Raw genomic sequence first — 13,819 nt, forward strand, 5'->3', positions numbered from 1 at the left:
GATGGCGGCGACAGCTGCCGAGCCGTCCGGCCATGATGACCAGGGGAGAGCGCGCGCAGTGGACCGACATCGTCTGACCTGCGACGGATTGGTGAAGAGCCATGGGGGTGGGTTCCGGCTCGGCCCCCTGTCCCTCGACGTGACCGAGGGCGTGACCTGCCTGGTCGGCCCGAACGGCGCCGGGAAGTCGACCTTCTTCCGGCTCGCGGCAGGGCTGGAGAAACCGACCTCGGGCACGCTCCGGCTCGACCGGAGCGAGGGCGCGGGCTCGGGACGTCCCGCGGCCCTGGGGTACCTCCCTCAGGATCCGGAACTGCCCGCGGGGGCGACCTGCGAGGAGTTCCTGCACTACGTGGCCTGGGTCCACCGGATTCCCGCCCGGCGGCGCGCCTCGGCGGTGAGCGGGGCCCTCGCCCTGACGCACCTGTCCGACCGCGCGACGAGCAGGATCCGGACGCTCTCCGGTGGCATGGCCCGCCGGCTCGGCGTCGCCCAGGCTCTGATCCACGACCCGGCGGTGCTGCTGCTCGACGAACCCACGGTCGGACTGGACCCGAGGCAGCGCATCGCCCTGCGGGAGACGATCTCCGCCGTGGCCGTCGACCGCATCGTCATCGTTTCCACCCACCTCGTGGAGGACGTACGCGGTCTGGCCGACCGGGTCGTCATCCTCCACGGCGGTGACGTCGTCTTCGACGGGGACGTGCCGGCCCTGGAAGGGACGGCCGATCCCGACGCCCCCGGGGACACCGACCTGGAGCGCGCCATCGCGGCCCTGATGGGAGCCCCGGAATGAGGACGCCGGCTCTGCGCTACGCACTCAGGACGCTCGTCGGGCCATGGGCGGTGCTGCCCGTCATCGCCCTCGAAGTCATGAACTTCGTCCAGCGCGGCATGCCCTGGCGGGGGGAAGCCCTGTGGACGGTGGACTGGTTCGCCATCGCGCTCTTCATCCTCGGACCCCTGCTGGCCGGTGCCGCCGCGGTCGACGCCTCCCGCCTGTCCCGGGACGGGAACATCCACCTCGTCCTGGCCACCGAGCGGCCGTACCGTCCGTACCTGAGGGCCGCCGCATGGTGCGCGGGCCCCGTCGTGGCCGTGCACCTGCTCACCATCACCACCGGCCTTCTCGTGAGCGGCATCCACGGTCACCCGCAGTGGCCCGGACTCACCGGTGCGGTACTCGTCCAGGTCCTCGCGGTCTGCTGGTACGTCGCCATCGGTTCCGCCGTCGGCCGGCTGGCCGGCCCGCTCGTCGCCGGAGCCACGGCCGCGGTCGGCGCGTTCACGCTCCTCCACCTGCTGGGCGGGGGGAGCGGCGGACGCTTCGAGCCGCTCGCCCTGGGCGGGGCGACCGTCTCCCGGCTCGGCTACGAGTACGCCGCCGGCTATCTCCTGTCCCAGATCGTGCTCTTCTCCCTCACGGGTGCGGCACTGCTCCTGCTGCCGCTGCGCCTGCGCTCGGGCAGGAGGGTCCCCACGGCAGGGGGCGCCGCCGTACTCGCCGCACTCCTGGTGGCCGTCATCGGGAGCCGGTACACCCTGCCGGACCAGCGGCTGGTCGCGAAGGCCGAGAGGCCGTCCGACTGCACCGGAACCACACCCGAGGTCTGTCTCTACCCCGAACACCGGCGCTTCCGCGGCCAGATCCTCCGGCACGTCGACATGCTGACCGAAGCGGCGCGGTCCCGCGGATACACGGCCCTGGTACCCCGGCGCATCGAGGAACTGAGCCGCACCCACCGGGTGACGTCACCGGAAGTCGCCGGCCTGGAAGTCCCCGCCGACGCCTACACGACCGGCAGGGTCACCCTCGAAGACGTGGCCTCCGCACTCGTCCGCCCCCTGCACTGTGCGGGCCTGTACGAGGAACCGGGTCCTGGAGTGAACTACTGGCGGCGGGAGTTCTCCCTCTACGCGACCCTTCTCGGCACCGCCGGGGCCGAGGTCGATCCCCGGGAGTTCCCGGAGCCGGCCCGGATCCTGACACCGGAGGAAGCCACGGACATCAAGGCCGACTACGCGCGGTGCCGGCTGGAGGGTGCGTGACCGGCCGCTTCACCCTGGTCCGCGCCTGGGCCGGCGTGCACGCCGGACGGCCGGCACTGGTCCTCCTCCTGGTCTGCATGTTCTTCGGCTATCCCACGTCCCGGCCCGGCTACTACCGGTGGGCCGTGATCATGGAGGAAACCGTCACCCCACCCCAGTGGGCCGCTGCCGCCACGGCATTCACCCTCTCGGCGGCCCTGTACGTGCTACGCCCTACGAGGACCACCCACCTGGGGCGGTACGCGGTCCAGGGTCCGTGTAGGCGAACCGAATGACCCGGACTCGATCAGGGAATAGCCCGCACAAGCGGAGAACAGGGATGGCGCCAGGCAAGCAGTAGACATCTGGGTCGTCATCGGCGGGCTCGCCGTCCTCAGCCTCGCCGGCACCTTCACCGCCGCGCTCTTCGTCAGGGTGCACCGCATACGGTCCAGACGTCGCGGAGGACCTTCCAGGTCTTCATGCGGGCGAAGAGGTGCTCAACGCGGGTGCGGACTTCAGTCGATGGTTTCTCTGCAATCACTCGACATGGAAAGGCGGATCGGCGCAGGCCAGACTTTCTGCGTAGCCGGATCCGCAAACGATCAGCGGGTGACAGCAGCCGCGTGATCGCCAGGCTCGCGCCGCGCCGCTCGCGACGGCGGTCTCTCAGGACCGCGGGCCACCAGTGGTTCAGCAGTACATCGACGAGAACGGAGTTCGCCTGTGAGTTTCAAGCGCACGTCGGCCATCGCCCTGTCCACACTCGCTCTGGCAGCCGCCGGCACGGCCGTGACTGCATCGCCCGCCGCTGCGGACGGCAGTTGCGCCGCGGCCACACTCTGCCTGGACGAGGACAAGTACCTCGCCAGTATCGATATCACGTCGAAGACCACCGTCAAGAACTGCATCAAGCTCCCCAGGTTCGGTCAGGAGCGCTTCGTAAACGGCATCAGGTCCTACGCGAACAAGCTGCCGGTCAGTGTCGATGTCTACTGGTACGACGGCACCAAGTACATACAGGAGGGGACGATCCGTCCCGGCGGCTCCAGCAGGGACACCACCGCGGTGTACAAGTTCGGCATGAGCGGGGCCACATGCACGGGTGGCGGTAACCCCAACATCCTGCTCACCTGACGTACCTCTGTGGCAGCCGGTGGCGTGCCACCGGCCCAAGCCCCTGGCCTGGCGGCGAACTGCCGTCAGGCCGGGGGCTCGCCGTACTGCCGGCGGGGCCGGCTCTCGACCTGCCTCGCCGAACCGATCACGGCACCCGGCGCCCGCATCAACCTCAGCTTGTTCGTGCCGGACACTCGTTGACCGCGTCAGCGGCCACCTCCCGCGCCTGCTTGGCCGCGCGGCGGGCATGATCGAGCAGTGGGCACGCGACCACCGGCAGGCATTCCGTATTCCGTTCCGCGGAGTGAGCCACACCGCGATCTGGGGACGCTGCGCCGACTGCGTATCCGCGACGGCCGCCACAGCGGCCCGACCGATCGCTCCTACCCGTCGAAGGCAGGGAGGGCGAGGGCGATGGCCCCATAGACGAAGGGGGCGGCGAAGACGAGCCCGATGGTGGGCCCGAGCAGGTCCGAGGCCTGGCGGCCCCATCCTCCACCGCAGCCGACCATTGAACTCGGCCGGCTCGGGTCGTACGCGATCCGGATGGTCTCTTTCTCGGACGAGCTGAAGAAGGAGTGAGTCGTCCCGCCGGTGTCGGTGTACGCGTACCTGACCGTGTTGTCGAGCCAGACCCGCGACGCGTCGTCGGGCCAGACCCGCGACGCGTCGACGGGCCAGACCCGCGACGCGTCGACGGTGATGCCGTGACGGGGGAGATACCAGTTGTCCCAGGCGGCCCAGAGGGCGGAGGCGACCCAGGAGATGACCTTGATGCCGAGGGCGCCGGTGAGCAGCACCGCGACCGCACGGCCCACGTGCTCTCCGGCGATGCCGACGATGACGGAGAATGCCACGTGTGCCACGTGCGCCACGCTGATGATGAGCTTCGTCCCCTTGACGCGGGTCCGCACCGGGTCTTCTCCGGCCTCTTCCTCTTCCTCGCCGGCCTCGTCGGGAGACGGCAGGCTGCGTGTGGTGACGAGCGTGGAGCCGTCGATCCCCTCATCGTCGCCTGCGCGCTCGGGCAGCGCGACGTTCACCGCATCGGCGAAGGCCCTGGCGGCGGCGCGACTCACGCCCTCGATCCGGTGAAGCGCCGATTCGACGCCGGCCGGAGCCGTCAACTCGACCGCGACGACGCGCCCTTCGGCATGGACCCACCGGATCGCCGCGAGTGGAATGTCCAACTCTTCGTGCGGGCGGCGGAGGACCAGCTCGTCGCCCTCGGAGCGGAGTTCGGTGCCCTCTTTACCCTGGAGAACGGGTATGGACGAAGTCATCGACATGGGCGTGATCGTAAAAGGTGAACCGCAGACCGGTGAAGGCGGTGCGGGGGTTCTGGTCGGGTTCCGTGCTGCCGTACGGTCCCCACATGGTCACCATGGTTCTCATCGGCTACGCCGCCCTCTCCGTGGCGGTCTTCTTCTTCGCCCTCATGTGGGTCTGGGGCGAGCAGGACAACGTGAAGAAGGCAACGGAGTTGGACGAGATCGGCATAGAGGTCCAGGCGTACCTCACGTACCTGGAGCCGATCCGCGACACGACGACCGCGCGCGTGGTGTACACGTTCCGGGGGCCGAACGGCGAGGAGGGCCGGCACCAGACGGGGGTGAGCATCTCCCCCGTACACGTCGTGGGCAACACGTACCCGCTCGTTCACCATCCCCGGCTCCTGAACCGACTGCAGATGGGGACGAAGAAGACGGTCCGCAAGGTGCGCCAGGACCGCGAGGCCGAGCTGAAGTCCGCCAAGCGGCTCGCGCTCACGTCCTTCGTGGTGTGCGCCCTGGCGGTCGGCGGCCTCGCCCTCAGCCCCTGAACCGCCCCCGTCGGTCGGCCCACGAGCGCGGCCGGGTAGCCATGCGGCCCCCTCGCCCGCTGTCCGGCCGCGGGCCAGGACGGCAGCGCCGTCGGCGCGCTATTGCCAATTCAACTGAATTCGCAGCGGCGCGGTCACCCCGTCCTGAGCCACTGCTTCCCTGTGGCGAAAGCCGACTTCAGGCCCTGCCCGCTTACTCTTGGTGGGCAATGTTGAACCCTCGGTGATCAGGTGAAGGGGTCCGCGCGTCATGCTGTCAGATGACCTGAAGAAGTACCTTGACGACAATCCGGCATTTGCGACCGTCGCCACGATCCAGCCCGACGGCAGCCCTCAGCTCTCGGTCGTGTGGATCAAGCGGGACGGTGACGACATGCTGTTCTCCACGACCGTGGGGCGTCGCAAGGAGCTCAACCTTCAGCGGGATCCGCGCGTGACGATCATGATCAACCCCCCGGACGCCCCCTACACCTACGCCGAGGTGCGCGGGACGGCCAGCATGACCACCGAGGGCGGCCCCGAGCTGATCGACGAGCTCTCCCGCAAGTACACCGGGAAGGACTACGCGGACTTCAACCCCGCATCCGCGCAGGACAGTCAGCGCGTGGTCGTCCGCGTCACCCCGCGCAAGGTGGTCGGCTCACTGTGAGTCCGGCGCACTCGCCCCGGCCGGTCGCACTCCGACCGGCCGGGGCGTTTGTGCGCCGGGTGGAGCTGTTCAGTCGAGGCAGAACTCGTTGCCCTCGATGTCCTGCATCGTGATGCAGGACTCGTTGATGCCGTCGGCACGCTGCACCAGCACGCACACGGCGCCCAGCGCCTCCAGCCGTGCGCGCTCGGCCTCCAGCGCGGCGAGGCGCTCCTCGCCCACGAGCCCGGTGCCGGCCCGCACGTCGAGGTGCACCCGGTTCTTGACGACCTTGCCCTCGGGCACGCGCTGGAAGAACAATCGCGGGCCAACACCCGTGGGATCCACGCAGGCGAACGCCGAACCCTGGTGCTCGGCCGGCAGCGAGCGATCGAAGGCGTCCCACGTGTCGAACCCCTTGGGCGGCGGCGGTACGACGTACCCCAGCACCTCACACCAGAAGAGGGCGACGCGCTCGGGCTCCGCGCAGTCGAAGGTGACCTGGAACTGCTTGATCGATGCCATCGGGCCACCGTAACAGGGGACCCGAACGCGCAAATCCCTTTTATCGCCGGCATGTTGGCCGGGGGCTGACCTGCACGGGTCGTGCCCGCAGCGGACAGGCCGGCAGTCCTCAGACCCGGAGCGCGTGGACGAAGCCCCAGATCACCAGCGGAGCAAGGATCAGCACCCCGAAGAGGGACAGCCACGTGACCACGTGGTCGAGAATCCGCTGGAACGGATTCCGGGGCACGAGCACGTCCGATGGCTTCCGCGGGTCGTAGCTGGCAGGGACCCAAGGCTGGGCGCTCACGTGTTTGAACAAGCGGGTAGTGCCGGTGCTGTCCGTGTACGAGTACGTCCACGGCCTGTCGGCCTGCACCGCAATGACGGTCATGCCGTTCCTGCGCAGGCGGCGTTCGTGGAACAACGACCCGCCGAAGAACATGCCGAGCCAGAACAGCAGGACAATGAGGCACCCGAATATCCCGCCGAGGACGATGCGGCCGGGGCCGTCGGGACCGTCCGCATCGTCGACGAGGACCGCGGACAGGGCGATGACCGCGGCCAGGAACCCCAGCGAGAACCACGCGAGGCCGCGCCGGAACCTCTGGACCCAGGTCCTGGCGAAGGTGTGCACGACGACCAGGGTGCCGCCGTCGACCTCCTCGGCAGGAGCGGGCAGCAGCGCGTTCACGGCGTCGGCGAAGGCGACGGCCGCCGCCGCGCTCACGTCGTCGATCCGGTGAGCGGCCGGTGTCGCTCCCGCGAGAGCCCGCAACTCGATCGTCACGCTGCGCGTCTCGGCATGGACGCGGGCAATCGCCCTGGCGGGAACCGTCAACCGCTCGCCGGTACGCTCCAGGACCAGCTCATCCAGCTCCCAGCGCAGAACCGAGGAGCCCCGCCCCTGCAGGATGGGAATAGCGGATGTGTTGGACATGGGCAAGATCGTAAGGAGGGAATGGGGGCTTCCGGCGGGAACAGGTCTTCCGTCCCACCCCGTGGACGGGGCGCAGCCAGGAGCGGTGGTCGTACGCGCGGGTACGCACCGCGCCCGCCCTAGAGTGATCTTGTCGACCGGCGGGGGAGCCGGTCAGGGAGGGGGAGTCATGGCGTTCCGCAGGATTCTGACCGCGCTCGGCAAGAACGGGCCCAGTGTGGAGACGGTGGTGGAGACCCCGGAGGTCCGTCCGGGCGGGATGCTGCGCTGCGCGGTGACCGCGGTGGGCGGCGCCGCCGACGCCGACATCGAGCGGATCGGGTTGGAGCTGGTCGTGCGGGCCGAGGACCACGAGTTCGACCGTGCCGCCTGGAAACACCCCTACACGGTGGCGACGGCCGACTTCGACGGCTTCCGGCTGGCCGCCGGCGAGACGGTGACGCGCCACGTCGAGATGCAGGTTCCGTGGGAGATGCCGCTCACGCACGGGCGGGGGGAGGCCATCCCCGGCGGCAGGGCCGCCGTCCGTACCCGGCTGGCCGTCGACAAGGCGGTGGACCAGGGGGACTTCGACGAGATCCAGGTGCACGCGCTGCCGGCCCAGGACGCGATCCTGCAGGCCTACGCGGACCTGGGGTTCCGTATGCACGAGGCCGAGGTGAAGATCGGCCTCCTCAAGCAGGCGCCGAACATGCGGGCCCGGCAGACGGCGAAGTACTGGCAGGAGATCGACCTCTACTTCCCGGAGTCCTCGGAGTGGGCGCGGCACGAGCTGGAGACCGTCTTCATCGCCCGCGAGGACTCTCTCGACGCCCACCCGGGCGGCAACCCGCCGGCCAGGTTCGTCTACGCCGATCTGGATCAGGCGGCCTGGACGGAGAGCCTGGACCGGCACCTGAAGCGCTTGTACATCGTCTAGGCGTGTCGTGAAGGCGCCGGGGTCCTCTGTCCAGGGCCCCGGCGCCGTCCTGTGCGGTGGTGACGAGACGGCGCTCCGGACCCAGTTCTGTGTCGCGGTGCCGGTGCGGACGGTTCCCGACCCCCTCGGGGCCCGTGCCTATGATCACCTCGCTGGGGAATCAGTGACGCCCGCCTGCCGACCGGCGGCGTCACTCTCAAGGGGGGCAGCAACCATGGTCACGGGAACGACGCCATCGGACGAGGACGAGTCGAACAGTGACTCGTCCGCGGGCAGGAGGCCGATCCGCCGCATCCTGATGAGGAGCGGTGCGCTCGTGGCCTTGATCTGCGCCGTGATCGTCGCGTACTTCTTCGTTGCCGGCCGCATCCCCGGCGACTCGATGGATGTCGCCTGGGAGAACTATGAGATCTGGGCCATCGACGAGGGGGACCGGGAACGGCCGCACGACGGCGACGGGTCCTGGCTGGTCGGGGACACGCTGGTGCGGAGCGGGTTCAACGGGGCGGCCGGCCAAGACGCCGGGACCGGCCGGAAGGTCTGGGAGTACCGGTCGCCGGGCAGTTCGAAGCTCTGTGCTGCCGTGGCCGATGTCGAGCACTCCGTCCTGGTCGTCACGCGCGACGACGAGAACCGGCCCGCCTCGGCCAGGAGGCAGTTGTGCAGCACGCTCGCCGGGGTCGACATGAAGAACGGCCGCGAGATCTGGCGCACCCAGGTTCCGGCCGCACCCCGCGAAGGGCGCCCGGTGTACAACGAGCGTGTTCAGGTGACCGCAGGCGGCGGCCTGACCGTGCTCACCCACCAGGGACTGCGCGCCGTCGACGTACGCACCGGGGCGCCCCGCTGGACGGCGGCCCTTCCCCCCAACTGCGTGCCTGCCCTCGCGCGGCCGGCCCTGCGGCACGTCGGCGCCCTCCTCGCCTGCGATGGCACGGAGAAGAAACCGAACGGGATCGCCGACGATGCCGAACTGCACGCTGCTGCCTTCAACCCGGCCACCGGCAAGCTCCTGTGGTCCACCCCGATCGGCGACCGTGACCCGGAGACGTGGCGCAGCGGCGACGTGCGCCTCCTCTCCGCCGACCCGCTGGTCGTGGGCACCGTCAAGGACACCTATTCCTTCAACGGGGACGGCCGGCCCAACCCGACCCTCGGAGGGACGTCGACCAGCAGCCACTCGGTGATGGACGACACCATGCTCTATACCGCCGACCTCACCGGAGGAGGCACAGGAAGGAGCGGGAGGAAGAGCCCCTACACGCATGCCGTCCGCGCCCTCGACCTGACCACCGGCCGGATCGCCTGGGTGTCCGACCTCGACTTCGACATCCACGCACTCCATCTCCGCGATGGAAAGCTGACCGTGGTCGGCGAAGACCGTGAACTGTACCTGTACACCGCCCCGAAGCTGTACGTCCTCGACGCCGCCACCGGCAAGGAACTCGACGCCCGCCGCTTCCACTACGGTGTGGTTCCCGTGGGCGATGCCTTCGAGTACAAGGATCTGCTCATCGTCGGCAGCGAGGCGTACAGACGTTCGTGACTCGATGACGGCGCGGTCTACTGCCGGTTGGCCCATGAACTGAGCTTCGGTTCTTGTTCCCGACCGAGCCGCCCTCGCCGGCATCTCTCGGACGGTCGACTCCCAGGGGGGTGAGGCCGGCGGTCGCTCCCGGGCGCTTCAGCGGAAGGCGGGGAGGGCGAGGGCGATGGTGCCCCAGACGATGAGCGCGGTGAGGGCCACGAAGACCAGCGTCACGGGCAGCCACTTGAAGACGGCACCCAGGCTCTTGCACGCGACCACGCGGGCGGGGTGCCTGGGGTGGTAGGCGACGTGGTACGTCTCGCCGCGTCTGCCGTCGGGGTCGGGGGCGGGGCGGAGCCTGCCGTCGGTGGCGGTGTAGCCGTAGGAGACCCGGCCGTGGATGAGGACGGGCTGCGCCTCCATCGTGATGCCGTGGCGGGGCAGGTACCACTCGTTCCACACGATCGACACCATGCGGACCGCGAGCCGGCCCATCGGCAGGCCGGTGCCGCCGAGCAGCAGCACCGCGAGCGCGCGGCTCACGTGATCCCCTGCGATCACCACCCCCGCGGCGAGGGCGACGAGCCCGAGGCCGACCGCGATCAACGTGCAGCGGATGACGAACTCGGCCGGCTGCATCGGCTCCGCATCCTCCTCGCCGACCGCCTCCTCGCCGTCCGCCTCCCGGCCGGCGTCCGCGTCGTTCAGGGGCGTGACCGTCACGAGGGTCGAGCCGTCCACCGGGTCCTGGTCGGCGCGGCGGTCGGGCAGCGAGCCGTTCACCGCTTCCGCGAAGACGGTGGCCGAGGCACGGCTCACGCCCTCGATCCGGTACAGGGTCGACTCCGTCCCGGCCGGGGCCGTCAGCTCCACGGCCACCACCCGCCCGTTCGCGTGCACCTGCGCGACGGCGGCGAGCGGGATGCGGACCTCCTCGTGAGGGCGACGCAGGAGCAATCCGCCGCTGTCGGCGCGGAGTTCGGCGCCCCGGTCACCCAGGAGGACGGGTATGGACGAGATGATCGACATGCGCGAGATCGTAAGGGGTGGGTGTTCCCCCGAGGTATCCCGAAGACGTACGGTCACCGCTGTGGACATGGTCATCTTCGTACTCGTCGCGTTCGTCCTGGTGGGCGGCGGCCTGCTCCTCTTTGGTCTGATGACGTTCGGCGGTGAGAGGGAGGTGCTCAGGAAGGCGAGGGAACTGGAGGAGACGGGCGCCGAGGTCCCCGCGGTCCTGGTCGCGCTGGAGCCACTGGTCCGCACCGACACCCTGCGCGCCCACTACGAATACCGGACGGCGGGCGGCGAAAGGGCCCGGCACACGACGGGCGTCGCCCCCAACCCCCTGCACGTCGTGGGCGAGAGGTACCCGCTGGTGCGGCTGCCGCGCGTGACGACCAATGTCCACCTGGGCACGATGGCCGCGGTGCGCAAGGAGCGCCGGGACCGCGAGAGGTACGTCCGCCATGCCGTGTGGACGATGATCGTCGGCTTCGCGGCGTGCGCAACGGCCGCGACGGGCCTCGTCCTCGTCCCCTGACCCGGCGGGCCGGCAGTGCGATGCCGGGCGCCGGAGCCCTCTGTCCAGGGCCCCGGCGCCGACCTGTGCGGAGGGCCTAGGAGACGGCGTACCGCACCCAGTTCTGGGTGGCGGCGCCGGTGCAGACCACCTGGCGGACCTCGCGGCGGCTGCCGGACGGGTTGGCGCCGTCGTCGAGGCACAGGCCGGTGGCCGCGTTCTTGACGGCCACCTGGCTGCCGCCGAGGTCGACGAGCTCCCAGCGCTGGATCGCCCCGTCGTGGCAGACCTGCTGGGTGACCCGCGAACCGGGGACGGTTCCGTCGGCGCCGATGCACCTGCCGGAGTGGCGGGGCTGCATACGGGTGGTGGTCGGGTCCGCGGCCGTGAACATCGTCGCGAACTCCTGGTGGTAGGCGGTCTTGCAGCCGAACTGCTGGACCACGGCGCCCGGATCGCGGGACGCGCCCTGGATGTCCAGGCACTTGCCGGTGGCGGCGTTGACGTACTTGTGCGCGCCACCCGGTACCGCGGCGGCGGAGGAGGAGGACGGGGAAGGCGTCCCGGCCGGGGCGGCCTGGGCGTAGCCGATGCCGCCGGTCAGGGCGGCCGTGACGGCCAGGGCCAGGGTGGCGGAACGCATGCGTGACACGGTCGTACGGGCCATGGGGATCTCCCGGATGCTCGCGGTGACGACAGTGATGAGCGGTGATGTGCGGTGATGTGCGGTGACGTGCGGTGACGTGCGTGACGAGTGGTCAGGCACATGCCGGGGGTCTGTGACGGTGTCCCTGTCGAGCCTCCGGCGCAGCCATATCCCACCGGAAGCCGGTGCTCCCCGGCGACTGGATTACCGGCCATTCCCTGCATGTCGGACACGCCGCGATCGGAATGGCTTGCCCCGGCATCAACGGACCGGTACCGCGCCCCGGTTCGGTCCGGGCTGCCATGATCGGAAACAATTCTGCAATCTCTTGCGCAAGGTCTTGCAACACAAGGGGGTGCCCCCTACGGTCGCCACAATCCCCACCTCTCCGCCAGGAGGCCCCCATGCCCCCCACGCGCAACACCAGACCCCCACGTCGCACCACCAGAGTGGTGGCCGCCGCCACCCTCGCCGCCGCGACCCTCACCGCCGGGGCCACAGCCGCCACCCCCGCCGCGGCCGTGCCGCCCGGGGGGAAGGACGTCACCGCCGTCCTCTTCGAGTGGCGGTTCGCCGACGTCGCCCGGGCCTGTACCGACTCCCTCGGCCCCGCCGGATACGGCTACGTGCAGGTGTCCCCGCCCCAGGAGCACGTGCAGGGGTCCCAGTGGTGGACCTCGTACCAGCCGGTCAGCTACAAGATCGCCGGGCGGCTCGGCGACCGGACCGCCTTCAAGAACATGATCGATGCCTGTCACGCCGCCGGCGTGAAGGTGATCGCCGACTCCGTCATCAACCACATGGCCGGCCCGGCTGACCCGGGCGCCACCCTCACCGGCACCGGCGGGTCCACGTACTCCAAGTACTCCTACCCCGGCCTCTACTCCGGCGCCGACCTGGACGACTGCCGCGCCGAGATCTCGAACTACCGGGACAAGGGCAACGTCCAGAACTGCGAACTGGTCAAGCTCGCGGATCTGGACACGGGTGAGGAGTACGTGCGCGGCCGGATCGCCGCCTACCTGAACGACCTGCGCTCGCTCGGCGTCGACGGCTTCCGCATCGACGCCGCCAAGCACATGCCCGCCACCGACCTGGCGAACATCAAGTCCCGGCTGACCGACCCGAACGTCTACTGGAAGCAGGAGGCGATATTCGGCGCGGGCGAGGCCGTCGACCCCGCCGAGTACCTGCCGAGCGGCGATGTCCAGGAGTTCCGCTACGCCCGGGACCTCAAGCGGGTCTTCGAGAGCGAGAACCTCGCCTACCTGAAGAACTTCGGGGAGGCGTGGGGGTACATGCCCTCCGCGCAGTCCGGCGTCTTCGTCGACAACCACGACACCGAGCGCGGCGGCGACACCCTCAACTACAAGGCAGGCTCCGCCTACACCCTCGCCAACGTCTTCATGCTGGCCTGGCCCTACGGATCCCCGGACGTCCACTCCGGCTACGAGTGGAGCGACAAGGACGCCGGCCCGCCGAACGGCGGCACCGTGAACGCCTGCTACCAGGACGGGTGGAAGTGCCAGCACGCCTGGCGCGAGATCTCCTCCACGGTCGCCCTCCGGAACACGGCCCACGGTCAGGGTGTCGTGAACTGGTGGGACAACGGGGCGGACCAGATCGCCTTCGGGCGCGGCAGCAAGGCCTACGTCGCCATCAACCACGAGGGTGCCCCGCTCACCCGCACCTTCCAGACCTCCCTCCCCGCCGGGGACTACTGCGACGTGCAGAGCGGCAGCCGCACCGTCACCGTCAACGCATCCGGGCAGTTCACCGCCACCGTCGCGGCCGGAACCGCCCTCGCCCTGCACACCGGCGCCCGCACCTGCGCCGTCGGGTCCGTGACCTCCGGCGCGTCCTTCGGCGTCACCGCCACCACCGTCCCCGGCCAGAACATCCACGTCACCGGCGACCACCCCGCCCTCGGCAGCTGGAACACCGGCGCCGCCCCCAGGCTCGACCCGGCCGCCTACCCCGTCTGGAAGCTCGACGTCACCCTGCCCGCGGGCACGACCTTCGCCTACAAGTACGTCCGCAAGGACGCCTCCGGAAACGTCACCTGGGAGAGCGGGGCCAACCGCTCCGCCACCGTCCCCGCCAACGGCAAGGTCACGCTGACCGACACCTGGCGCAACTGACCGCCGCCCCGCCCCCCTGCCT

Annotated in this window: 15 protein-coding genes; 10 read left to right on the forward strand and 5 right to left on the reverse strand. The window is 70.0% G+C overall.

Annotation, left to right across the window (positions count from 1 at the left end):
- Positions 1-58 precede the first annotated feature (58 nt).
- The 4 genes from ACGFQ9_RS25030 to ACGFQ9_RS25045 all read left to right on the forward strand — a co-directional run bounded on the left by ACGFQ9_RS25030 (position 59) and on the right by ACGFQ9_RS25045 (position 3,165).
- Positions 59-796, forward strand: coding sequence for an ATP-binding cassette domain-containing protein (locus tag ACGFQ9_RS25030; protein WP_393576678.1), 738 nt, complete (start codon positions 59-61; stop codon positions 794-796).
- Positions 793-2,049 carry a hypothetical protein gene (locus ACGFQ9_RS25035; protein WP_393576680.1) on the forward strand — a complete coding sequence of 419 codons (1,257 nt, stop codon included), beginning with the start codon at positions 793-795 and terminating at the stop codon, positions 2,047-2,049. The genes ACGFQ9_RS25030 and ACGFQ9_RS25035 overlap by 4 nt, the downstream gene beginning before the upstream one ends.
- A complete protein-coding gene (locus ACGFQ9_RS25040) occupies positions 2,046-2,324 on the forward strand; it encodes a hypothetical protein (protein ID WP_393576681.1) in 279 nt (92 codons plus the stop codon). The genes ACGFQ9_RS25035 and ACGFQ9_RS25040 overlap by 4 nt, the downstream gene beginning before the upstream one ends.
- A 430-nt stretch (positions 2,325-2,754) precedes the next feature.
- Positions 2,755-3,165: a hypothetical protein gene (locus ACGFQ9_RS25045; protein ID WP_393576682.1), complete on the forward strand. Its 411-nt coding sequence runs from the start codon at positions 2,755-2,757 to the stop codon at positions 3,163-3,165.
- 365 nt (positions 3,166-3,530) lie between these two features.
- Here the strand turns inward: ACGFQ9_RS25045 and ACGFQ9_RS25050 are convergent, their stop codons facing one another.
- Entirely contained in the window at positions 3,531-4,436 is a 906-nt protein-coding gene (locus ACGFQ9_RS25050) for a hypothetical protein (protein WP_393576683.1), read from the reverse strand.
- Between the two features lie 86 nt (positions 4,437-4,522).
- Here ACGFQ9_RS25050 and ACGFQ9_RS25055 point away from each other — a divergent pair, with 86 nt between their 5' ends.
- Positions 4,523-4,969 (forward strand): hypothetical protein, encoded by a 447-nt coding sequence (locus ACGFQ9_RS25055; RefSeq protein ID WP_393576684.1) that lies wholly within the window; start codon positions 4,523-4,525, stop codon positions 4,967-4,969.
- 250 nt (positions 4,970-5,219) lie between these two features.
- Positions 5,220-5,618: a PPOX class F420-dependent oxidoreductase gene (locus ACGFQ9_RS25060; RefSeq protein ID WP_393576686.1), complete on the forward strand. Its 399-nt coding sequence runs from the start codon at positions 5,220-5,222 to the stop codon at positions 5,616-5,618.
- A 69-nt stretch (positions 5,619-5,687) separates the two neighbouring features.
- Here the strand turns inward: ACGFQ9_RS25060 and ACGFQ9_RS25065 are convergent, their stop codons facing one another.
- Both ACGFQ9_RS25065 and ACGFQ9_RS25070 read right to left on the reverse strand, forming a co-directional pair.
- On the reverse strand, positions 5,688-6,122 hold the full coding sequence (locus ACGFQ9_RS25065; RefSeq protein ID WP_393576687.1) for a VOC family protein: 435 nt from the start codon (positions 6,120-6,122) through the stop codon (positions 5,688-5,690).
- A gap of 109 nt (positions 6,123-6,231) precedes the next feature.
- The gene (locus ACGFQ9_RS25070; RefSeq protein ID WP_393576688.1) at positions 6,232-7,041 is read right to left on the reverse strand and encodes a hypothetical protein; all 810 of its coding nucleotides are present in this window, start codon (positions 7,039-7,041) and stop codon (positions 6,232-6,234) included.
- A gap of 169 nt (positions 7,042-7,210) precedes the next feature.
- On the opposite strand from ACGFQ9_RS25070, the gene ACGFQ9_RS25075 reads away from it, so the two are divergent.
- Together ACGFQ9_RS25075 and ACGFQ9_RS25080 are read left to right on the forward strand one after the other, a co-directional pair.
- Complete coding sequence (locus ACGFQ9_RS25075) at positions 7,211-7,960, forward strand: sporulation protein (RefSeq protein ID WP_393576690.1); 750 nt, start codon at positions 7,211-7,213, stop codon at positions 7,958-7,960.
- A gap of 316 nt (positions 7,961-8,276) precedes the next feature.
- Positions 8,277-9,506: a PQQ-binding-like beta-propeller repeat protein gene (locus ACGFQ9_RS25080; protein WP_393576692.1), complete on the forward strand. Its 1,230-nt coding sequence runs from the start codon at positions 8,277-8,279 to the stop codon at positions 9,504-9,506.
- A gap of 138 nt (positions 9,507-9,644) precedes the next feature.
- Here ACGFQ9_RS25080 and ACGFQ9_RS25085 read toward each other — a convergent pair whose 3' ends face one another.
- On the reverse strand, positions 9,645-10,517 hold the full coding sequence (locus tag ACGFQ9_RS25085) for a hypothetical protein (protein WP_393576693.1): 873 nt from the start codon (positions 10,515-10,517) through the stop codon (positions 9,645-9,647).
- 61 nt (positions 10,518-10,578) lie between these two features.
- Between ACGFQ9_RS25085 and ACGFQ9_RS25090 the strand changes: the two genes are divergently transcribed.
- Positions 10,579-11,031: a hypothetical protein gene (locus ACGFQ9_RS25090; protein ID WP_393576694.1), complete on the forward strand. Its 453-nt coding sequence runs from the start codon at positions 10,579-10,581 to the stop codon at positions 11,029-11,031.
- 76 nt (positions 11,032-11,107) lie between these two features.
- On the opposite strand, the gene ACGFQ9_RS25095 is transcribed toward ACGFQ9_RS25090, so the two are convergent.
- A complete protein-coding gene (locus ACGFQ9_RS25095) occupies positions 11,108-11,653 on the reverse strand; it encodes an RICIN domain-containing protein (protein WP_393576695.1) in 546 nt (181 codons plus the stop codon).
- A gap of 407 nt (positions 11,654-12,060) precedes the next feature.
- Between ACGFQ9_RS25095 and ACGFQ9_RS25100 the strand changes: the two genes are divergently transcribed.
- On the forward strand, positions 12,061-13,797 hold the full coding sequence (locus ACGFQ9_RS25100) for a carbohydrate-binding module family 20 domain-containing protein (protein ID WP_393576697.1): 1,737 nt from the start codon (positions 12,061-12,063) through the stop codon (positions 13,795-13,797).
- Positions 13,798-13,819 lie beyond the last annotated feature (22 nt).

The organism is Streptomyces sp. NPDC048603, assembly GCF_043199475.1.
Lineage (GTDB): Bacteria > Actinomycetota > Actinomycetes > Streptomycetales > Streptomycetaceae > Streptomyces.